Raw genomic sequence first — 19,275 nt, 5'->3', positions numbered from 1 at the left:
AGTGAACCCGCCCCACCGCCGCCCCGTCCTAGAAGGCGCAAACCTCCAGAACGGCCCGCCCGACCAACGCGGCCGCGGAGGGACCAAGGATCTCTCGCGAAACCACGGGAAAGCACGGGAAGCGATGTCTGTCACGGTAGATGGGGACAAATCCGGATCGGTTCCGGATCGGGTACGCCGGATTCTGCGCGGCCCCCGGCCGGAGAAGGTCCCGGCACTCGTCGGCACGGCCTGCACCCTGATCGGCCTGATCGACATCGCCGCGGGCGTCTTCCCACGGTTCCGCACCAGCCGCATGCACGCCGTCGCCGAGGTCCTCCCCGGCACCCTCGGCCCGCTCTCCGCGGCCCTCTCCCTCAGCGCCGGCGTCCTGCTCCTGCTCCTCGCCCACGGCCTCAAGCGCCACAAGCGCCGCGCCTGGCGAGCCGCCGTCGTCCTGCTGCCCCTCGGCGCCGCCGCCCAGTTCGTCTGGCGCCACTCCGTCACCGGCGCCCTGCTCTCCCTGGCACTCCTCGCGCTCCTGGTCCGCCACCGCGACCAGTTCGCCGCCCTGCCCGACCCCCGCAGCCGCTGGCGCGCCCTCACCAACTTCGTCCTCATGGGCGCCGGATCCCTCGCCCTCGGCCTCGTCATCGTCAGCGCCCACCCCCGCCGCGTCATCGGCAACCCCAGCCTCACCGACCGCCTCGAACACGTCCTCTACGGACTCTTCGGCGTCGAAGGCCCCATCGCCTACACCGGCGGCAGCGACTGGACCGTCGGCTACTCCCTCGGCGCCCTCGGCATGCTCACCGCCCTCACCACCATCTACCTCGCCTTCCGGCCCGAACACCCCGCAGCCCGGCTCACCGACGACGACGAGACCCGCCTCCGCGCCCTCCTCGACAAGCACGGCGCCCGCGACTCCCTCGGCCACTTCGCCCTCCGCCGCGACAAGGGCGTCGTCTTCTCCCCCAGCGGCAAGGCCGCCGTCTGCTACCGCGTCGTCTCCGGCGTCATGCTCGCCAGCGGCGACCCCATCGGCGACGTCGAAGCCTGGCCCGGCGCCATCGAACGCTTCATGGACGAAGCCAAAGCCCACTCCTGGACCCCCGCCGTCATGGGCTGCTCCGAGACCGGCGGCCAGGTCTGGACCCGCGAGACCGGACTCGACGCCCTCGAACTCGGCGACGAGGCCATCGTCGACGTCGCCGACTTCTCCCTCTCCGGCCGCGCCATGCGCAACGTCCGCCAGATGGTCAAGCGCATCGAACGCAACGGCTACACCACCAAGGTCCGCCGCGTCGCCGACCTCACCGACGGCGAACTCGCCCGCGTCCGCCGCGCCGCCGAAGACTGGCGCGGCACCGACAACGAACGCGGCTTCTCCATGGCCCTCGGCCGCATCGGCGACCCCGGCGACGGCGACGCGGTCATAGCCACCGCCCACAAAGAAGACCCCGAAGGCACCGAGACCCCCTACGGCGACCTGAAAGCCATCATCCACTTCGTGCCCTGGGGCCCCGACGGCATGTCCCTCGAACTCATGCGCCGCGACCGCAGCGCCGACCCCGGCATGAACGAGCTCCTCATCGTCGCCGCCCTCCAGAACTCCCCCCGCCTCGGCATCCAGCGCGTCTCCCTCAACTTCGCCATGTTCCGCGCCGCCCTCGCCCGCGGCGAGAAGATCGGCGCCGGCCCCGTCCTCCGCCTCTGGCGCGGACTCCTCGTCTTCCTCTCCCGCTGGTTCCAGATCGAGTCCCTCTACAAGTTCAACGCCAAGTTCCAGCCCCGCTGGGAACCCCGCTTCGTCGTCTACCGCAAAAGCCGCGACCTCCCCCGCATCGGCTTCGCCGCCATGCAGGCCGAAGGCTTCGTGGACGTCACCCTCCCCCGGCCGTTCCGCCGCCGCTCCCACACCCCCGCACCCCGCCCCTGCGCCCACATCGTCCCCACCCAGACCGAGCACGACGTCCGCGCCGCCTGAACCCACCCCCGGGCCCGCACCGGCCCAGGGCAACCCACCCCCGTACCGAGCCCGGCACAACCCACCCCCGTACCGGGCCCAGGGCAACCCACCCCCGTACCGGGCCCAGGGCAACCCACCCCCGGCCCCCCGGGCGAAACGCCCGACACCCCCTACGCTGGACGCATGAGTACGACGATCGACCGAGGCACGGCACTCGGCCTGCCGGAGTGGGACCGCTGCGCGGTCATGGGCGTGGTCAACGTGACCCCCGACTCCTTCTCCGACGGCGGCCGCTGGTTCGACACCACGGCCGCCGTCAAACACGGCCTCGACCTCGTCGCCGAAGGCGCCGACCTCGTCGACGTCGGCGGCGAATCCACCCGCCCCGGCGCCAGCCGCGTCGACGAGGAAGAAGAACTCCGCCGCGTCATCCCCGTCGTCCGCGGCCTCGCCGCCGAAGGCGTCACCGTCTCCGTCGACACCATGCGCGCCACCGTCGCCGCCCGCGCCGTCACCGCCGGCGCCGTACTCGTCAACGACGTCAGCGGCGGCCTCGCCGACCCCGGCATGGTCCCCGCCGTCGCCGCCGCCGAAGTCCCCTTCGTCGTCATGCACTGGCGCGGCTTCAGCGACAACATGAACAGCCTCGCCGTCTACGACGACGTCGTCACCGAAGTCGTCACCGAACTCCGCACCCGCATGGAAGCCGTCATCGACGGCGGCATCGCCCCCGAACGCATCGTCGTCGACCCCGGCCTCGGCTTCGCCAAACACGCCCCCCACGACCTCGCCCTCGTCGCCCACCTCGCCGAGCTCCGCACCTTCGGCCGCCCCCTCCTCGTCGCCGCCTCCCGCAAACGCTTCCTCGGCCACGTCCTCGCCCACGAAGGCGCCGCCCCACCCCCCGCCCGCGAACGCGACGCCGCCACCGCCGCCGTCTCCGCCATCGCCGCCCACGAAGGCGCCTGGGCCGTCCGCGTCCACGAGGTCCGCGCCACCGCCGACGCCGTACGCGTCGCCAGAGCCGTCGAAGGAGCCAGGTGACCCGCACCCGCGAAGCCGACCGGGCCGCCGTCGAAGCCGCCAACACCGCCTTCTACGAAGCGATGGAACAAGGCGACTTCGACACCGTCACCGACCTCTGGCTCGACGACGGCGCCACCGAGATCTCCTGCGTCCACCCCGGCTGGCCCGTCCTCACCGGCCGCGGCGACGTCCTCCGCTCGTACGCGCTGATCATGGCCAACACCGACTACATCCAGTTCTTCCTCACCGACGTCGAGATCTCCCTCACCACCGACGTGGCGGTCGTCACGTGCACCGAGAACATCCTCAGCGGCGGACCCCCCGAGGACGGCGCCGAGCTCGGCCCCCTCGTCGGCCAGCTCGTCGTCGCCACCAACGTCTTCCGCCGCACGTCGGAGGGGTGGAAGGTGTGGTCGCACCACGGCTCACCCGTCATCCCCGAGACCGACCCCGACGACCCCGGCGACACCCCCGGCCGACCCACCGACTGAGCCGCCGTTCAGGAGCCCCTGACACCACCGTCGGCCCCCGCGGGTAGATTCGATGGTGGACACCCGGCCGTCCGCACCCGGCTGCGTGGCCACCGGAACTACGACAGCAGGAGTGATTCGCGTGGATCGTGTCGCGCTGCGCGGCCTCAAGGCCCGAGGACACCACGGCGTCTTCCCCAAGGAGCGCGAAGAGGGCCAGACCTTCATCGTCGACCTCACCCTCGGCATCGACACCCGCGCCGCGGCCGCCGACGACGACCTGACGAAGACCGTCCACTACGGCATCGTCGCCGAAGAAGTCGTCGACGTCGTCCAGGGCGAACCCGTGGACCTCATCGAGACGCTCGCCGAACGCATCGCCCAGCAGTGCCTCAAGCACGCCGGCGTCCAGGAAGTCGAGGTCGTCGTCCACAAGCCGGACGCACCGATCACCGTCCCCTTCGACGACGTCACCATCACCATCACCCGGAGCCGCGCATGAAGCCCCAGCACAGCGATCCCACCGTGCAGCCCGTCCCCGCGGCCGTCACCGCCGCCGTCGACGCCGCCGACCACACCCTCTCCAACCCCAAATGGGCCGTCCTCGCCCTCGGCGCCAACCTCGGCAACCGCCTGGAAACCCTCCAAGGCGCCGTCGACGCCCTCGAAGACACCCCCGGCCTCCGGGTCAAGGCCGTCTCCCCCGTCTACGAGACCGAGCCCTGGGGCGTCGAGCCCGGCACCCAGCCCGCCTACTTCAACGCCGTCGTCCTCGTGAAGACCACCCTGCCGCCCAGCTCCCTCCTGGAACGCGCCCACGCCGTCGAAGAGGCCTTCCACCGCGTCCGCGAAGAGCGCTGGGGCTCCCGCACCATCGACGTCGACATCATCACCTACGCCGACGTGATCTCCGACGACCCGGTCCTCACCCTCCCGCACCCCCGCGCCCACCAGCGCGCCTTCGTCCTCGCCCCCTGGCACGACGTCGACCCCGACGCCCAGCTCCCCGGCCACGGCCCCGTCGCCGACCTCCTCACCACCCTGGGCCACGAGGGCGTCGCGGCACGGACCGATCTGGAACTCCGACTCCCGGAGTAGTCGTTAGGCTCCTCGGAGACACAGGACGCGGCGCAAGCCACCCGGCACACACGAAGGACGACACCCGGTGAAACAACTGCGGCTCAAGGTGCTCGCCGGACTGTTCCTCGCCGCCGGAATCGTCTCCTGGGGCGCCGCCCGCCTGTGGAACTCGGTCGGCACGCTCCCCAGCGTGCCGCTCGCCGCCCCCATCGTCCTCGCCGCCATCGCGGCCGTCCTCTTCGCCACGGCCCTCTCGCTGCGCGCCCGCCTCAAGGCCCAGCGCGAGCGCCGTCCCGACGCCAAGGGCGTCGAACCCCTGATGGCCGCCCGCGCCGTCGTCTTCGGCCAGGCCAGCGCCCTCGTCGCCGCCCTCGTCGCCGGCATGTACGCCGGCACGGGCATCGTCCTCCTCGAGTCCCTGGACGTCCCCGCCCGCCGCGACCAGGCCATCTACGCCGCCTGCGCGGTCCTGGCCGGCCTCGCGGTCATCGCCGCGGCCCTCTTCCTGGAACGCGTCTGCAAGCTCCCGGAAGACGACAACCACAACGACCCGGGCAAGGCCCGAGCCTGAGCCCGGCGGGGCGCCCTCACCAGGGCTCCCGCACGAGGTGCCCGTTCACCAGGAAGGTGGGGTGCGGGGAGAGCCGGTAGCTGTAGAAGGTGAAGGGCTTGGTGCCGGAGGCGGGGCGGGGGCGGACCTCGTGGACCTGGACCCAGGTGGATTCGGGCGGGTCGAGGCGGTGGTGCTCGGGGGCGAAGGTGCCGCGGCTCTGCCAGCGGTCGGAGATGCAGAGCTGTGAGGCGCCTTTCGTAGCCGGGGTGAACCGCGCGCCGATGATGGGAGCGATCGCGGCCAGGAACGGCACATTGGCGCTCGCGATGATGCGCGCATCCCAGTGCTTGGCGCGATGGCCATCGCCGTCGACATATCCGTCGAGGAACCCGTTGAAGGTATCGATGTCACGAAGCACCACTCGCGGGAAGCGCTGCCGCATGTGGTGAGGATCCCCGCCCACGTAGTGCCTGAGTGCGTCGGAGAGGTACGAGGAGACCACCCGGACCCGGAAGCCGGCCACGTCCCGCTTCAGGTACCCCGATGGCCGTGTGACCGCCTCCAGCCGCGCGGGAAGGCCTGTGCAGGCTGTCAGGGCGGCCGCGTACTGTGCCGCGAAGCCCTGGTCGTTGACGATCAAGGACACGTAGTTCTTGTAGACGGTCCCGTCGGCGCAGGTGGCTCCGACGAAGTACCCGAACTCGTGCCCCGGCCTGATGGCGAACCGCTCCCGCCGCAGCTTCCGCGCCGGCGTCCAAGCGACCGTGGCCCCCGCCGCGTCCCGGGCGTGCGTCCACCCGTCCGGCGTGGCCAGCAGCAAGTCCGGGCTCGCCGTGAAGGTCGTGTGGTCAGTGACCACGTCGACAGCGTCCCGCCCCTTGACCGCAATCACCCCAGTGACCGTGGTCTGCAACGTCCGGTCACCGTCCAGCGTCCACAGCACGTCGCCGGGAACCACGTTCTTCGCCTGAGCCCAGCCACTCACCAGGTTCACCAGCATCTTGCTGGAAAGCCCGTACCCCATACCGATCCCCCTTGATCAGCGATCAACTCCACTGATCGGGACGGTATGGAGCAAGGCGGGCAGCTCGCTACTAACGTGCCAATATCAGGGACATAGCCTCGGCCCGTGTAGTAGCGTCACGAAGTTGACCACGAACCGCCGAGGTCGTCGTCTTCGCACCCGGCTTACGGACTCCTCGCAGCGCCATACACATGTGCTCGGCCTCGATCACGACGATGACGCCGCGCGCCTCCAGGATCTCCATCAGCGAGTCGGCGATCTGCGTCGTCAGGCGCTCCTGCACCTGGGGACGGCGAGCAAAGACATCCACCAATCGCGCCAGCTTCGACAGGCCGGTAATCTTGCCCGTTTCAGCCGGAATGTAACCAATGTGAGCTACGCCATGAAATGGGAGGAGATGGTGTTCACAGGTGGCTGTCATTTCGATGTCCTTCACGAGGACCATCTCGTCGTGCCCCAGGTCGAAAGTGGTCGTGAGTACTTCCTCGGGCGTCTGCCACAGCCCAGAAAAGAGCTCCTTGTACGCCCGCGCCACGCGTCCGGGCGTATCCCTCAGGCCCTCGCGGTCCGGGTCCTCGCCGACCGCGATCAGCAGCTCCCGTACGGCGTTCTCGGCGCGCTTCTCGTCGAACTCGCCGATCGTGCCCTCGCCGTCCAGCGTCACCGGGTCGGTCATCTGTGCCTCGTTCCGTCTGTCTGACTTGGCGCGAAAAGAGCCGCGCCCCCACAGGCTAGAACCTGCGGGGGCGCGGCTTCCATTCCGGGCCCGTGGAGCCTACGGCTCCGGGGTGTCCTCCGGGGCGATGTCGATCGACTTGGTGGTGTCGACCGGGGTGGTCGCCGCCGAGGAGCCGTTGGCGCTGTTGGTCAGGGCCAGCTCCTTCGGGGAGAGGACGGGCGGGCGGGTGGACGGCGTGCGGCGGGCCGAGCCGGTCCAGGCCGGGCGGGCCGGGCGCTTGACGATGGGGGCGAAGATCTCGGCGATCTCCTCCTTGCCCAGCGTCTCCTTCTCGAGCAGCGCGAGGACCAGGTTGTCGAGGACGTCGCGGTTCTCGACGAGGATCTCCCAGGCCTCGTTGTGCGCGGTCTCGATGAGCTTCTTGACCTCTTCGTCGACCAGCGCGGCGACCTCTTCCGAGTAGTCGCGCTGGTGCGCCATCTCGCGGCCGAGGAAGGGCTCGGTGTTGTCGCCGCCGAACTTGATGGCGCCGAGCCGCTCGGTCATGCCGTACTGGGTGACCATCGCGCGGGCCGTGGCGGTGGCCTTCTCGATGTCGTTCGCGGCGCCGGTGGTCGGGTCGTGGAAGACCAGTTCCTCGGCGGCGCGTCCGCCCAGCATGTAGGCGAGCTGGTCGAGCATCTCGTTGCGGGTGGTCGAGTACTTGTCCTCGTCCGGGAGGACCATGGTGTAGCCCAGGGCCCGGCCGCGGGACAGGATGGTGATCTTGTGGACGGGGTCGGAGTTGGGTGAGGCCGCCGCGACGAGGGCGTGGCCGCCCTCGTGGTACGCGGTGATCTTCTTCTCCTTGTCCGACATGATGCGGGTCCGCTTCTGCGGGCCCGCGACCACGCGGTCGATCGCCTCGTCGAGTGCCTTGTTGTCGATGAGCTTCTTGTCCGAGCGGGCGGTCAGGAGCGCCGCCTCGTTCAGGACGTTGGAGAGGTCCGCGCCGGTGAAGCCGGGGGTGCGGCGGGCGACGGCGCCGAGGTCGACGTCCGGGGCGACCGGCTTGCCCTTCTGGTGGACCTTGAGGATCTCCAGGCGGCCCTGCATGTCCGGGCGGTCGACGGCGATCTGCCGGTCGAAGCGGCCGGGGCGCAGGAGGGCGGGGTCGAGGATGTCGGGGCGGTTGGTGGCGGCGATCAGGATGACGCCGCCCTTGACGTCGAAGCCGTCCATCTCGACGAGCAGCTGGTTGAGGGTCTGCTCGCGTTCGTCGTGGCCGCCGCCGAGGCCGGCGCCGCGGTGGCGTCCGACGGCGTCGATCTCGTCGACGAAGACGATGGCGGGGGCGTTGGCCTTGGCCTGTTCGAAGAGGTCGCGGACGCGGCTGGCGCCGACGCCGACGAACATCTCGACGAAGTCGGAGCCGGAGATCGAGTAGAACGGCACGCCGGCCTCGCCCGCGACGGCGCGTGCGAGGAGGGTCTTGCCGGTTCCGGGCGGGCCGTAGAGCAGTACGCCCTTGGGGATCTTGGCGCCGACGGCCTGGAACTTGGCGGGTTCCTGGAGGAATTCCTTGATCTCGTGGAGTTCCTCGACCGCCTCGTCGGAGCCCGCGACGTCCGCGAAGGTCGTCTTGGGCGTGTCCTTGGTGATGAGCTTGGCCTTGGACTTCCCGAAGTTCATGACGCGGGAGCCGCCGCCCTGCATCTGGTTCATCAGGAAGAGGAAGACGACCACGATGAGGACGAAGGGCAGCAGGGAGAAGAGGACCGAGAGGAAGGGCGACTGCTTCTCGGGGGAGACGGTGTAGCCGTCCTTGATCTGCCCGGCCTCGAACTTCTCCTGGAGCTTTTCGGCGAGGTCGGCGCCCTGGGTGCCGATGTAGGGGGCCTGGACCTTGCTGCTCTTGTCGATCTTCTGGCCGTCGACGAGCGTGATCTTGATGTTCTGCTCGTCACCGGTGGTGAGCCTTGCGGATTTGACCTGGTTCTTGTCGATCGCCTGGACGACCTTGCCGGTGTCCACCGTCTTGTAGCCCTCGGACGAGCCGACGACCTGCATCAGCACGACCACGGCGAGGACGGCCAGCACGATCCACATGACCGGCCCGCGGAAGTATCGCTTCACGTCCATCCATACGGGGCGCGCTCGGCGCCCCGTCCCTCCTGCCCGTAGGTGAATGCTGCTGAGTAGCTGCGGTTGTTTGGAGCTGCGGTATGAAAAAGCTGTTCTTCGGACGGTACCCCAGCATTGTCACCCGCGACCGTCTTCCCTTGCTTCAACGGAGGGAAGACGGTGCGGGTTCCCGTGGGGCGGGTTTCCTCAGCCGCCGTAGACGTGCGGGGCGAGGGTGCCGACGAACGGGAGATTGCGGTACTTCTCGGCGTAGTCGAGGCCGTATCCGACGACGAACTCGTTGGGGATGTCGAAGCCGATCCACTTGACGTCGATCGCGACCTTGGCGGCGTCCGGCTTGCGCAGGAGGGTGCAGACCTCCAGGGAGGCCGGCTCGCGGGAGCCGAGGTTGGACAGGAGCCAGGACAGGGTCAGGCCCGAGTCGATGATGTCCTCGACGATCAGGACGTGCTTGCCCTTGATGTCGGTGTCGAGGTCCTTGAGGATGCGGACGACGCCGGAGGACTGGGTGCCGGCTCCGTAGGAGGAGACGGCCATCCAGTCCATGGTGACGGGGGTGGACAGGGCGCGTGCCAGGTCCGCCATCACCATGACGGCGCCCTTGAGGACGCCGACGATGAGCAGGTCCTTGCCCGCGTACTCCGTGTCGATCTTCGCGGCCAGCTCGGCCAGCTTCGCGTCGATCTCTTCCTTGGTGATGAGGACCGACTTGAGGTCGGCACCCATGTCCTTCTCGTTCACCCGGGTCACTTTCGTTGCAGCGTTGCGTCAGCCTTGCCGAATGACCAGTCTGCCACCCTGGCGGCGTGCCTCGACGCGGCCGGGCAGGTTGATGGCTCCCTGGCCGCGCCATCCGGTGATGAGCCGGTCGATTTCCTCGATGTGGCGGGCGAAGAGGGATCCGGCGGGTGCGCCTTCGGCGATCACGGCGCGGCGGAGGACGCGGCGGCGGACGGCGGGCGGCAGGCCGAAGAGTTTGGCGCATTCGAGGCGGCCGGCTTCGTCGCGTACGGAGGCTTCGGCGTCGGCGGCCCAGGAGTCGAGGGCGTCGGCGTCGTCGCGGGAGAGCTGGGCCGTTCGGGCGAGTGCTTCGACGACTCCCTTGCCGAGGGCCTTTTCGAGGGCGGGGAGGCCTTCGTGGCGGAGGCGGGAGCGGGTGTAGGCGGGGTCGCTGTTGTGGGGGTCGTCCCATACGGCGAGTTCCTGGGCGATGCAGGCCTTGCGTACGGTCTGTCGGTCGAGCTCCAGGAAGGGGCGGCGGTAGCGGCGGGCGGTGCCGGAGACGGCGGCCATGCCGGAGAGGGAGCGGATGCCGGAGCCGCGGGCGAGGCCGAGGAGGACGGTTTCGGCCTGGTCGTCGCGGGTGTGTCCGAGCAGGACGGCGGTGGCGTGGTGGCGTTGTGCGGCGGCGTCGAGGGCGGCGTAGCGGGCGTCGCGGGCGGCGGCTTCGGGTCCGCCGTCGCGGCCGACGGTGACGGTGATGGCTTCGACGGGGTCGAGGCCGAGGGCGGTCATGCGGTCGGCGACTTCGCGGGCGCGTTGGTCGGAGCCGTCCTGGAGGCCGTGGTCGACGGTGATGCCGCCGGCGCGGATGTCGAGTTTGCGGGCTTCGAAGGCGAGTGCGGAGGCGAGTGCCATGGAGTCGGCGCCTCCGGAGCAGGCCACCAGGACGAGTGGTGCGGGCTGTTCCTGGGTGGGGTGCTCGGTGGGGTGCTGTGTGGGGTGTGGGGTGGTGTGTTCGGTGAGGACGTCGTGGAGTACGCGGCGGACCGCCAGGCGTATCGCCGCGACCGCAGGATGGGGACCCATGTCCGGTGCCCTTCGTGGTGGGTGTGCAGTGCCTCGGTCGGAGTCTTAACGGTCGGAAGTGGGGGTTCGGTCACTCAGAGTGCGTCGATGGTGACAGAACCTGGCCGTCAGCCGAGCATTGCACGCCTTACCCGCCGTCTAGGGTCCCTCGGACGGGTGATGGGTGTGGTGGTGTTCCGCCATCCGACGCACCTGTCTCACGAGTCTGCCTTACGGTGCACCCTCGCCACCCAGTCGGCGGGTCGGGCGATCTCGGTTTTGGTGGGGAGCGTGTTGGGTGAGGTCCAGACGCGGTTGAAGCCGTCCATGCCGACCTGGTCGACGACGGCGCGGACGAAGCGTTCGCCGTCGCGGTACTGGCGGAGTTTGGCGTCGAGGCCGAGGAGCTTGCGCAGGGCGAGGTCGAGGCGGGAGGCGCCGCGGGCGCGGCGTTGCTGGAACTTCTCGCGGATCTCGGCGACGGAGGGCACGACGTCGGGTCCGACGCCGTCCATGACGTAGTCGGCGTGGCCTTCGAGGAGGGACATGACGGCGGTGAGGCGGCCGAGGATCTCGCGTTGTTCGGGGGTCTGGACGAGTTCGACGAGGGAGGGTGAGGGTTCGCCGTTCTCGCCTTCGGGGCGGCCTCCGGCGAGGGCCTGGGCGGCTTCGCGGAGGCGTTCGACGACGGTGCCGGGGTCGACGTCGGTGGCGGCGAGGAATGACTGGATCTCGCCTTGGAGGTGGTCGCGGAGCCAGGGGACGCCGGTGAACTGGGTGCGGTGGGTCTCTTCGTGGAGGCAGACCCAGAGCCGGAAGTCGTGGGGGTCGGCGTCGAGTTCGCGTTCGACGTGGACGATGTTGGGGGCGACGAGCAGGAGGCGGCCGCCGCCGTCGGTGCCGGCGGGCAGTTCGCGGGTGGCGGGGGCGAAGGTCTCGTACTGGCCGAGGATGCGGGAGGCGAGGAAGGACAGCAGCATGCCGAGTTCGACGCCGGTGACCTTGCCGCCGACGGCGTTGAGGACGGTGCCGCCGGGGCCGGTGGAGCGGCGTTCCTTCATCTTGTCGAGGAGGGGGGAGAGCAGTTCCCGGAAGCCGGCGACGTTGGCCTTGATCCAGCCGGTCCGGTCGACGACGAGGACGGGTGTGTCCTCGGGTGTGTGGCCTTCGGGGATCATGCGGGTGTAGCCGCGGACGTGTTCCTCGGCGGCCCGGGCGTGGCGGCGGAGTTCGGCGACGACGTCGCGGGCCTCCTCGCGGCTCACTTCCGGGCCGGGACGCACCAGTCGGGTCGCCGTCGCGACGGCGAGGTTCCAGTCGACCATCCCCGATGTGCCTGCACCACCGATGCTCGTCATGCGTCAACCGTACGTTCTCGTCGCCGGTCTGGTGAGGGTTCGGGCGGGAGTGGGCGGTGCGGGTCGGGGGTGGGTGCGCGGTGTGGGGGTGCGGGGGCGTGTGGGTGTGGGGGTGGGGGGTCAGCGGGGTGTGGCGAGGGCGGCGGAGAGGCGGTCGAGGGCGGGCTGGGCGGTGTACGGGGAGTTGGTGCGGCCGGCGAGGAAGGCGAAGGCGAGGAGGCGTCCGTCGGGGGTGACGACGGTGCCGGCGAGGGTGTTGACGCCGGTGAGGGTGCCGGTCTTGGCGCGGACGAGGCCGGCGCCGGAGGCGGCGGGGCCGGTGTCGTAGCGTCCGGCGAGGGTGCCGCTGAAGCCGCCGACGGGCAGTCCGGTGAGGACGGGTCGGAGGGCGGGGCGGTGGGGGTCGGCGGCGCGGGTGAGGATGCCGGTGAGCAGGGCGGCGGTGACGCGGTCGTTGCGGTCGAGTCCGCTGCCGTCGGCGAAGTGGGTGCCGGTGAGCGGGAGGCCGAGTCGGGCGAGTTCGTCGTGGACGGCCCGGCCGGCGCCGGTGAAGCTCGCGGGTTGTCGGTGGGCGAGGGCGGTCTGCCGGGCGAGGGCTTCGGCGAGGTCGTTGTCGCTGGTGGTGAGGGTGCGTTCGACGAGGTCGGCGAGGGGTGCGGATTCGGTGCGGGCGAGGAGCGCGGCGCCGTTGCGGTTGCTGTTGCGGTTGCGGGGGGTGGTGGCCGTGGGGGCCTTGCCGTCGGTGTGGGGGGCGGTGGCGGCGGGGGCTCCGGCGGGCTTGGGGGCCTTGTCGTCGGCGGTGCCGTCGGGTGCGGTGGGCTTGGGGGCTTTGCCGGGTGTGGGGGTGCCGTGGACGGTGATGCCGGCCGTGCGGAGGAGGTCGGCGAAGGCGGTGGCGGTGTCGCCCGCCGGGTCGGCGGTGCGGGGTGCGGGGCCGCTGCGGCTGTCGTCGAGGCGGCCTTCGTCGGTCATGAGGGCGGTGACGGGGGCGAGGTTCTCGTTGGGGCCGATCGGGTGGTGGGTGGGGCCCTTGTAGAGGCTCGTGTCGTAGGTGAGGCGGATGGGTGCGGTGGTGCCGCGGGCCTTGAGGGCGCGGGCGGTGGCGTCGGCGAGGGCCTTGAGCCGGTTGCGGTCGAGGGTGGGGTCGCCGCCGCCGACGAGGGTGACGGTGCGGCCGTCGGCCGTGGCGACGGTGGTGGTGGCGATCCGGTGGTCGGGGCCGAGGGCGGAGAGCGCGGCGGCGGTGGTGGCGATCTTGATGGTGGACGCCGGGGTCATCGGGGTGGTGGCGCCTTCGCCGTACAGCCGGCGGCCGGTGGCGGTGTCGACGACGGAGGCGGTGCGCAGCGGTCCGAGGCCGGGGTCGGCGAGGAGGGGGACGAGGACGGCGGCGAGGTCGCCCGTCCGGGTGGCCTTGGTGCCGCCGGGTGCGGCGGGCCGGGCGCCGGCGTCGAGGGCGCGCAGGACGCCGGGGGCGCTGGGCGCGGGGGCGGGGTGGTGCGGGGCGGCGGCGGGCAGCGGGCCGGCGTGATGTGCGCCACCTCGGGCGTCGGCGAGGGCCGCCCGGGCGCGCTCGGCCTTACGCTGACCGGAGTCCCACGGGCCGGCCGCGCCGGCGGCGGCGGCGGCCAGGGCGAGACCGAGCACGGCGGAGCCCGCCGCGAGCTGCCAGGTTCTCGGCTCCGGCATGTGATGACCAGCCCCTTTCGCGATCAAGAGCGTGCGTGAGGGACACTTAACCACCGCGCGTCGTCGCGAGCATTGACATGTGTTGATTCAGGAGGAGATCCACCCGTGGAGTTCGACGTCACCATCGAGATCCCCAAGGGGTCGCGGAACAAGTACGAGGTCGACCACGAGACCGGTCGGATCCGCCTGGACCGCCGCCTCTTCACCTCGACCGCCTACCCGACGGACTACGGCTTCGTCGAGAACACCCTCGGTGAGGACGGCGACCCGCTGGACGCGCTCGTCATCCTCGACGAGCCGACGTTCCCGGGCTGCCTGATCAAGTGCCGTGCCATCGGCATGTTCCGCATGACGGACGAGGCCGGCGGCGACGACAAGCTGCTGTGCGTCCCGGCGACGGACCCGCGCATGGAGCACCTGCGCGACATCCACCACGTGGCGGAGTTCGACCGTCTCGAGATCCAGCACTTCTTCGAGGTCTACAAGGACCTGGAGCCGGGCAAGTCGGTCGAGGGCGCCGACTGGGTCGGTCGCGCCGAGGCCGAGGCCGAGATCGAGAAGTCGTACAAGCGCTTCAAGGAGTCGGGCGGCCACTGAGCCGGTCTGACTCGGGGACCGGCTTGATCCGGTCTTGTGCGAGGGCGGTGCACCTGCTGAGGTGCGCCGCCCTTCGCGCGTTCATACTGGGCTTCAGCCGGCCCGTATGAGGGCTGGTGATGCGGGTACCAGGCCGGGATGAGGGTGAGGAGAGCGGTGGCGAAGCCGGACGGGCCGGAGGAGGTTCCGGAGGACCGGAAGCCGCCTTCCGACGAGGCGCGCAGTGCGTTCGTGCCGCCTGCCGGGGTGGAGCCGCCGGAGCCGCCCGAGGAGGAGCACCCGACTTCCGAGTTCGCCCTTCCGGAGGGTCTGGCGCCGGAGCCGCAGGTCGAGCAGGAAGGTTCCGCCTTCGCTCCGCCGGCGGCGTACTCGCCGCAGGACGCGCCGCCGGCGTTCACCCCGGCGTACGGGATACCGCTGGCGAAGCTGCCGCAGGACGCGCCGTGGCAGGACCGGATGCGGACGATGCTGCGGCTGCCGGTCGGTGAGCGGCCGGTGCCGGAGGCGTTGCGGAAGGCGGACGAGGCCGGGCCGCCGGTGCCGCGTGTGCTGGACCTGGCGCTGCGCATCGGCGAGCTGCTGCTGGCGGGTGGTGAGGGTGCGGAGGACGTCGAGGCGGCGATGTTCGCGATCTGCCGCTCGTACGGTCTGGACCGCTGCGAGCCGACGGTGACGTTCACGCTGTTGTCGGTCACGTACCAGCCGTCGCTGGTGGACGACCCGGTGACGGCGAACCGTACGGTGCGGCGGCGGGGCACCGACTACACGCGGCTGGCCGCGGTCTATCTGCTGCTGGCCGACATCAACGACCCGGACCACGACGTGTCGCCGGAGGAGGCGTACCGGCGGCTCGCGGAGATCCGGCGCAACCGGCATCCGTATCCGGGCTGGGTGCTGACGGCGGCGGCGGGCGTCCTGGCGGGCGCGGCGTCGGTGCTGCTGGGCGGTGGGCCGACGGTGTTCTTCGTGGCGGCGCTGGGCGCGATGCTGGGTGACCGGCTGGCGTGGCTGTTCGCGGGGCGCGGGCTGCCGGAGTTCTACCAGTTCCTGGTGGCGGCGATGCCGCCGGCGGCGCTGGGGGTGGCGCTGACGCTGCTGCACGCGGATCTGCGGCCCTCGGCGGTGATCACGGGTGGCCTGTTCGCGCTGATTCCGGGGCGGGCGCTGGTGGCGGCCGTGCAGGACGGTCTCACGGGCTTCTACATCACGGCGTCGGCCCGGCTGCTGGAGGTCGGGTACTTCTTCGTGGCGATCGTGGTGGGCGTGCTGTCGGTGCTGTACCTGGCGGTGCAGTTCGGTGCGGAGCTGAACCCGGAGGGCGTGCTGAGCCCGGTGGAGCGGCCGTGGGTGCAGATCGCGGCGTCGATGGTGCTGTGTGCGACCTTCGCGATCCTGCTGCAGCAGTCGCGGTCGACGGTGCTGTTCGCGACGCTGAACGGCGGCGTGGCGTGGGTGGTCTTCGCGTCGATCGCGGTCACGGCGGACGGTTCCGCGGTGATGGCGACGGCGGTGGCGGCGGGTCTGGTGGGTCTTTTCGGCCAGTTGGCGGCGCGCTACCACCACACGTCGTCGCTGCCGTACGTGACGGCGGCGATCGGCCCGCTGCTGCCGGGTTCCGCGACGTACTTCGGTGTGCTGGCGATCGCGCAGCACAACCTCGAGGACGGTTTCGGCTCGCTGGCGAAGGCGGCGGCGCTGGCCCTGGCGATCGCGATCGGCGTGAACCTGGGTGGTGAGCTGGCGCGGCTGTTCATGCAGGCCCCGGGCGCGGCGGCGGCGCGGCGCGCGGCGAAGCGCACGAGGGGCTTCTGAGCCTGGGGGCCGGGCCGGGGCTTCGGGGCCGGGGCCGGTCCCGGGGGCTTCGGGGCATGGGGGCTTCTCGGCCTGGGGGCTTCTCGGCCTGGGGCGGTCCCGAGGGCGGTCCCGGGGGCTTCTCGGCCTGGGGGCTTCTCGGCCTGGGGCGGTCCCGAGGGCTTCTCGGCCTGGGGCGGTCCCGGGGGCTTCTCGCCCCGACGGCATCGGGCCCCGGGGTCCCGGCCGTCCTTGCGGCAGACATCAGGCCCCGGCCCTCGTGACGAGGGCCGGGGCCTGTGCGGTGGGGTCGGCCGGGGCGGCCGAAGCCGTCCTGGAGGGCCGGGATGCGGTCAGCGCTTGGCGTGGCGGCCGCGCTCGGCCGGCGGGTTCGGGGTGCCGGGGCCGTCGTGGCCCTCGTGGCCGTCGTCGTGGCCCTGGCCGCCGGTGGGGCCGGGGTTCTTCCTGGACTGGGCGCGGGCCCGCAGGTACTCGATCACGATCGGGACGACCGAGATGAGCACGATGCCGACGAGGATCATCTCGATGTGCCGGTGCACGAAGTCGATCTTGCCGAGGGAGGCGCCGAGCAGCGTCACGCCCGCGCCCCACAGCACGCCGCCGATGATGTTGAACGTGATGAAGGAGCGGTAGTTCATCCGGCTGACACCGGCGATGATCGGCGTGAAGGTGCGCACGATCGGCACGAAGCGGGCCAGGACCAGCGACTTCGGGCCGTGCTTCTCGAAGAACTCGTGGGCCTTCTCGACGTTCTCCTGCTTGAAGAGCCGGGAGTCCGGGCGCTTGAAGAGCGCCGGGCCGACCTTGCGGCCGAAGAGGTAGCCCACCTGGTCGCCGAGGATCGCCGCGGCGACCACCAGGGTGCACACCGCCCACAGGGGGGTGTCGAGCTTCCCGGTGGTGACGAGGAGGCCGGTCGTGAAGAGCAGGGAGTCGCCGGGCAGGAAGAAGCCGATGAGGAGTCCGGACTCGGCGAAGACGATGACGAGGACGCCGATCAGACCGAAGGTTCCGATCAGATTGTCCGGGTCCAGCCAGCTCGGTCCGAGGGCAAGCGTGTTCACGGGTTCCGGGCTCCTGCGGTCTGGGGGTGGGAGGGGCGTGAAGGGGGATTGTCGTACAGGACTGCCGCCCCAAGCTATCAACGCGAAGTGAACCCTCCGGGTTCCACCCGCGTCCACCCGGCGCCCGCCGCGTCCACCCGGCGCCCGCTGCCCGCAGCGCCCGCCCGCCCCGGCGTGCGCCCGGCGCCCTTCCCGCGTGCGCCCGCCCGGCCCCGTACCGGATGCGGCCGGTCGGGGGCGCCGCCAGGCTGGGGGCCAGGAGGTGGATGCGCATGGGCATCGACGAGTACGGCGGCGGGCAGCCGGCGCAGGGTGATGTGCTGGTCGTCACGACGAACGACGTGCCCGGCTACCAGGTACGGCAGGTGATCGGCGAGGTCTTCGGCCTCACCGTGCGGTCGCGCCACCTGGGCAGCCAGATCGGCGCCGGTCTGAAGTCGATGATCGGCGGGGAGCTGAAGGGGCTGACGAAGACGCTGGTAGAGACCCGCAACCAGGCCATGGAGCGCCTGGTGGAGCAGGCCAGGGCGCGCGGCGCGAACGCGGTCCTGATGTTCCGCTTCGACGTCACGGAGGCCGCCGACGTGGGCACGGAGGTGTGCGCGTACGGCACGGCCGTGGTGATCGAGCCGCTCGGCTGACCCGGTCGCGGGCCGGCCGGGCCGGGTCCCGGTGCTGACGGTTCGTGAGCTGAAGGGCCGAATGTCGGGATGTTGTGCGGCATTTGCTCACTTATGGTGAGCCGGTGGCCACCGAGAGACCCCCGACGCCGGAGACACCCCCGACGCCGTCCGCGACACCCGCGCCCGAAACGCCCCTGAGGGTCCTGCTGCCCCAGATCCTTCCCGCACTCGTGGTCGGAGTGGGCTCGGGTCTGCTGTTCCTGGGGATCAGCGAGCTGGCGGACCAGCTGCAGGAGCTGATGTGGAACGACCTGCCGGACGCGCTCGGCGTCGGCCACTACTCGTCGCTCTGGATGATCGCCGTGCTCACCGCGACCGGCATCGCGGTGGGCCTGATCGTCTGGAAGGCGCCCGGGCACGCCGGCCCGGACCCGGCCACCGAGGGGCTCGGCGGCCCGCCGCTGCCGCCCGTCGTGGTGCCCGGTCTGCTCGCCGCCAGCGCCCTGGCCCTCGCCGGCGGCGTCAGCCTCGGCCCGGAGAGCCCGACGATCGGCAGCGCCGTCGCCCTCGCCTTCTGGCTTGGCCACCGGGCCTTCCCGGCCGTGCCCGGCGCGTTCTGGGTGGCCCTGGGCGTCGCCGGGACGCTCGGCGCCCTGTTCGGCACCCCGATCGCCGCCGCCCTCGTCATCTCGGAGGCGCTGGCGTCCAAGCCGAGCCGGGGCTCGCTGTGGGACCAGATCTTCGCCCCGCTGGTCGCCGCAGGCGCCGGCGCCATGACCACCCAGCTGGCGTCGAGCCCCAGCTTCGACATGGGCCTGCCGCCGCTGAACAACCCCGGATACGAGGACGTGCTCGCCGCCCTCGTCCTCGCCACCCTGGCCGCCGTGTTCGGCCTGCTCGCCTGCTACGTCTACCCCCATCTGCACCGGGCCTTCACCCGTCTGGGCCATCCGATGCTGGTCCTTCCGCTCGGCGGCCTCGTCCTCGGACTCCTCGGCGCGCTCGGCGGGCACCTCACGCTGTTCAAGGGCCTCCACGAGACCCAGGAGATCGTCGCCGGGATCGGCACGCTCGGCTCCGGTGAGCTCGCCAAGCTCGCCGTGGTGAAGCTGGCCGCCCTGCTCGTCGCCGGCTCCTGCGGCTTCCGCGGCGGCCGGGTCTTCCCCGCCGTCTTCGTCGGCGCCGCGTTCGGACTCTGCGCCCAGGCTCTCGTCACCGAGATCAACCCGACCGTCGCCGTCTCCGCCGCCGTCCTCGGCGTGCTCCTCGCCACCACCCGGCAGGGCTGGGTGAGCCTCTTCGTCGCCGCCGTGGTCGCCGCCTCGCCCGCGATGATCGCCGTGCTCTGCCTCGCGTCCCTGCCCGCCTGGCTGGTCGTCACCGGCCGCCCGTTCCTGCAACTCGACGAGGACGGCCGCGCCCTGCGCTGAGCCGCCGGCC

At 71.3% G+C, this 19,275-nt stretch carries 18 protein-coding genes; 10 read left to right on the top strand and 8 right to left on the bottom strand.

Annotated elements, in window-relative coordinates; translation table 11 throughout:
• Positions 1-124 precede the first annotated feature (124 nt).
• The 6 genes from ESG85_RS30680 (at position 125) to ESG85_RS30655 (ending at position 5,095) form a co-directional block, all read left to right on the top strand.
• On the top strand, positions 125-1,966 hold the full coding sequence (locus ESG85_RS30680) for a phosphatidylglycerol lysyltransferase domain-containing protein (RefSeq protein ID WP_128984424.1): 1,842 nt from the start codon (positions 125-127) through the stop codon (positions 1,964-1,966).
• 165 nt (positions 1,967-2,131) lie between these two features.
• Positions 2,132-2,992, top strand: coding sequence for a dihydropteroate synthase (gene folP, locus ESG85_RS30675; RefSeq protein WP_128984423.1), 861 nt, complete (start codon positions 2,132-2,134; stop codon positions 2,990-2,992).
• Positions 2,993-3,054: 62 nt separating this feature from the next.
• Entirely contained in the window at positions 3,055-3,465 is a 411-nt protein-coding gene (locus ESG85_RS30670) for a nuclear transport factor 2 family protein (RefSeq protein WP_246095442.1), read from the top strand.
• A 121-nt stretch (positions 3,466-3,586) separates the two neighbouring features.
• Complete coding sequence (gene folB, locus ESG85_RS30665) at positions 3,587-3,946, top strand: dihydroneopterin aldolase (protein ID WP_128984421.1); 360 nt, start codon at positions 3,587-3,589, stop codon at positions 3,944-3,946.
• A complete protein-coding gene (gene folK / locus ESG85_RS30660; protein WP_128984420.1) occupies positions 3,943-4,542 on the top strand; it encodes a 2-amino-4-hydroxy-6-hydroxymethyldihydropteridine diphosphokinase in 600 nt (199 codons plus the stop codon). The genes folB and folK overlap by 4 nt, the downstream gene beginning before the upstream one ends.
• Positions 4,543-4,609: 67 nt before the next feature.
• Positions 4,610-5,095 carry a DUF3180 domain-containing protein gene (locus ESG85_RS30655; RefSeq protein ID WP_128984419.1) on the top strand — a complete coding sequence of 162 codons (486 nt, stop codon included), beginning with the start codon at positions 4,610-4,612 and terminating at the stop codon, positions 5,093-5,095.
• Positions 5,096-5,111: 16 nt separating this feature from the next.
• On the opposite strand, the gene ESG85_RS30650 is transcribed toward ESG85_RS30655, so the two are convergent.
• The 7 genes from ESG85_RS30650 to dacB all read right to left on the bottom strand — a co-directional run bounded on the left by ESG85_RS30650 (position 5,112) and on the right by dacB (position 13,739).
• Positions 5,112-6,101: a hypothetical protein gene (locus tag ESG85_RS30650; RefSeq protein ID WP_246095430.1), complete on the bottom strand. Its 990-nt coding sequence runs from the start codon at positions 6,099-6,101 to the stop codon at positions 5,112-5,114.
• Positions 6,102-6,171: 70 nt separating this feature from the next.
• Complete coding sequence (gene folE, locus ESG85_RS30645; RefSeq protein WP_128984418.1) at positions 6,172-6,777, bottom strand: GTP cyclohydrolase I FolE; 606 nt, start codon at positions 6,775-6,777, stop codon at positions 6,172-6,174.
• A 99-nt stretch (positions 6,778-6,876) separates the two neighbouring features.
• Positions 6,877-8,901 (bottom strand): ATP-dependent zinc metalloprotease FtsH, encoded by a 2,025-nt coding sequence (gene ftsH / locus ESG85_RS30640; protein ID WP_128984417.1) that lies wholly within the window; start codon positions 8,899-8,901, stop codon positions 6,877-6,879.
• Positions 8,902-9,090: 189 nt separating this feature from the next.
• Positions 9,091-9,630, bottom strand: a complete 540-nt coding sequence (hpt, locus tag ESG85_RS30635) for a hypoxanthine phosphoribosyltransferase (RefSeq protein ID WP_128984477.1) — start codon at positions 9,628-9,630, stop codon at positions 9,091-9,093.
• Positions 9,631-9,672: 42 nt separating this feature from the next.
• Positions 9,673-10,713: a tRNA lysidine(34) synthetase TilS gene (gene tilS / locus ESG85_RS30630; protein ID WP_128984416.1), complete on the bottom strand. Its 1,041-nt coding sequence runs from the start codon at positions 10,711-10,713 to the stop codon at positions 9,673-9,675.
• A 197-nt stretch (positions 10,714-10,910) separates the two neighbouring features.
• Positions 10,911-12,050 carry a zinc-dependent metalloprotease gene (locus ESG85_RS30625; protein WP_128984415.1) on the bottom strand — a complete coding sequence of 380 codons (1,140 nt, stop codon included), beginning with the start codon at positions 12,048-12,050 and terminating at the stop codon, positions 10,911-10,913.
• 120 nt (positions 12,051-12,170) lie between these two features.
• Positions 12,171-13,739, bottom strand: coding sequence for a D-alanyl-D-alanine carboxypeptidase/D-alanyl-D-alanine endopeptidase (gene dacB, locus ESG85_RS30620; RefSeq protein WP_128984414.1), 1,569 nt, complete (start codon positions 13,737-13,739; stop codon positions 12,171-12,173).
• A gap of 105 nt (positions 13,740-13,844) precedes the next feature.
• Between dacB and ESG85_RS30615 the strand changes: the two genes are divergently transcribed.
• A complete protein-coding gene (locus tag ESG85_RS30615; RefSeq protein ID WP_128984413.1) occupies positions 13,845-14,336 on the top strand; it encodes an inorganic diphosphatase in 492 nt (163 codons plus the stop codon).
• Between the two features lie 156 nt (positions 14,337-14,492).
• Positions 14,493-16,148: a threonine/serine exporter family protein gene (locus ESG85_RS30610; protein WP_246095428.1), complete on the top strand. Its 1,656-nt coding sequence runs from the start codon at positions 14,493-14,495 to the stop codon at positions 16,146-16,148.
• Positions 16,149-16,480: 332 nt separating this feature from the next.
• On the opposite strand, the gene ESG85_RS30605 is transcribed toward ESG85_RS30610, so the two are convergent.
• Positions 16,481-17,212, bottom strand: a complete 732-nt coding sequence (locus tag ESG85_RS30605) for a DedA family protein (protein ID WP_128984411.1) — start codon at positions 17,210-17,212, stop codon at positions 16,481-16,483.
• A 272-nt stretch (positions 17,213-17,484) separates the two neighbouring features.
• On the opposite strand from ESG85_RS30605, the gene ESG85_RS30600 reads away from it, so the two are divergent.
• Both ESG85_RS30600 and ESG85_RS30595 read left to right on the top strand, forming a co-directional pair.
• Complete coding sequence (locus ESG85_RS30600) at positions 17,485-17,853, top strand: YbjQ family protein (protein WP_128984410.1); 369 nt, start codon at positions 17,485-17,487, stop codon at positions 17,851-17,853.
• Positions 17,854-17,957: 104 nt separating this feature from the next.
• Entirely contained in the window at positions 17,958-19,265 is a 1,308-nt protein-coding gene (locus ESG85_RS30595; RefSeq protein WP_128984409.1) for an ion channel protein, read from the top strand.
• The last annotated feature ends 10 nt before the right edge of the window (positions 19,266-19,275 follow it).

The organism is Streptomyces roseicoloratus (genome assembly GCF_004117935.1).
Classification (GTDB): Bacteria; Actinomycetota; Actinomycetes; order Streptomycetales; family Streptomycetaceae; genus Streptomyces; species Streptomyces roseicoloratus.
This window is presented reverse-complemented; position numbering and strand designations above follow the sequence as displayed.

What these genes read in the sequence shown, in the direction of transcription:
- ESG85_RS30680 (WP_128984424.1), top strand. Translation starts at nt 125, where the DNA reads ATGTCTGTCACGGTAGATGGGGACAAATCCGGATCGGTTCCGGATCGG.
- folP (WP_128984423.1), top strand. Translation starts at nt 2,132, where the DNA reads ATGAGTACGACGATCGACCGAGGCACGGCACTCGGCCTGCCGGAGTGG.
- ESG85_RS30670 (WP_246095442.1), top strand. Translation starts at nt 3,055, where the DNA reads ATGGAACAAGGCGACTTCGACACCGTCACCGACCTCTGGCTCGACGAC.
- folK (WP_128984420.1), top strand. Translation starts at nt 3,943, where the DNA reads ATGAAGCCCCAGCACAGCGATCCCACCGTGCAGCCCGTCCCCGCGGCC.
- ESG85_RS30650 (WP_246095430.1), bottom strand. Translation starts at nt 6,101, where the DNA reads ATGGGGTACGGGCTTTCCAGCAAGATGCTGGTGAACCTGGTGAGTGGC.
- folE (WP_128984418.1), bottom strand. Translation starts at nt 6,777, where the DNA reads ATGACCGACCCGGTGACGCTGGACGGCGAGGGCACGATCGGCGAGTTC.
- ftsH (WP_128984417.1), bottom strand. Translation starts at nt 8,901, where the DNA reads ATGGACGTGAAGCGATACTTCCGCGGGCCGGTCATGTGGATCGTGCTG.
- hpt (WP_128984477.1), bottom strand. Translation starts at nt 9,630, where the DNA reads ATGGGTGCCGACCTCAAGTCGGTCCTCATCACCAAGGAAGAGATCGAC.
- tilS (WP_128984416.1), bottom strand. Translation starts at nt 10,713, where the DNA reads ATGGGTCCCCATCCTGCGGTCGCGGCGATACGCCTGGCGGTCCGCCGC.
- ESG85_RS30625 (WP_128984415.1), bottom strand. Translation starts at nt 12,050, where the DNA reads ATGACGAGCATCGGTGGTGCAGGCACATCGGGGATGGTCGACTGGAAC.
- dacB (WP_128984414.1), bottom strand. Translation starts at nt 13,739, where the DNA reads ATGCCGGAGCCGAGAACCTGGCAGCTCGCGGCGGGCTCCGCCGTGCTC.
- ESG85_RS30600 (WP_128984410.1), top strand. Translation starts at nt 17,485, where the DNA reads ATGGGCATCGACGAGTACGGCGGCGGGCAGCCGGCGCAGGGTGATGTG.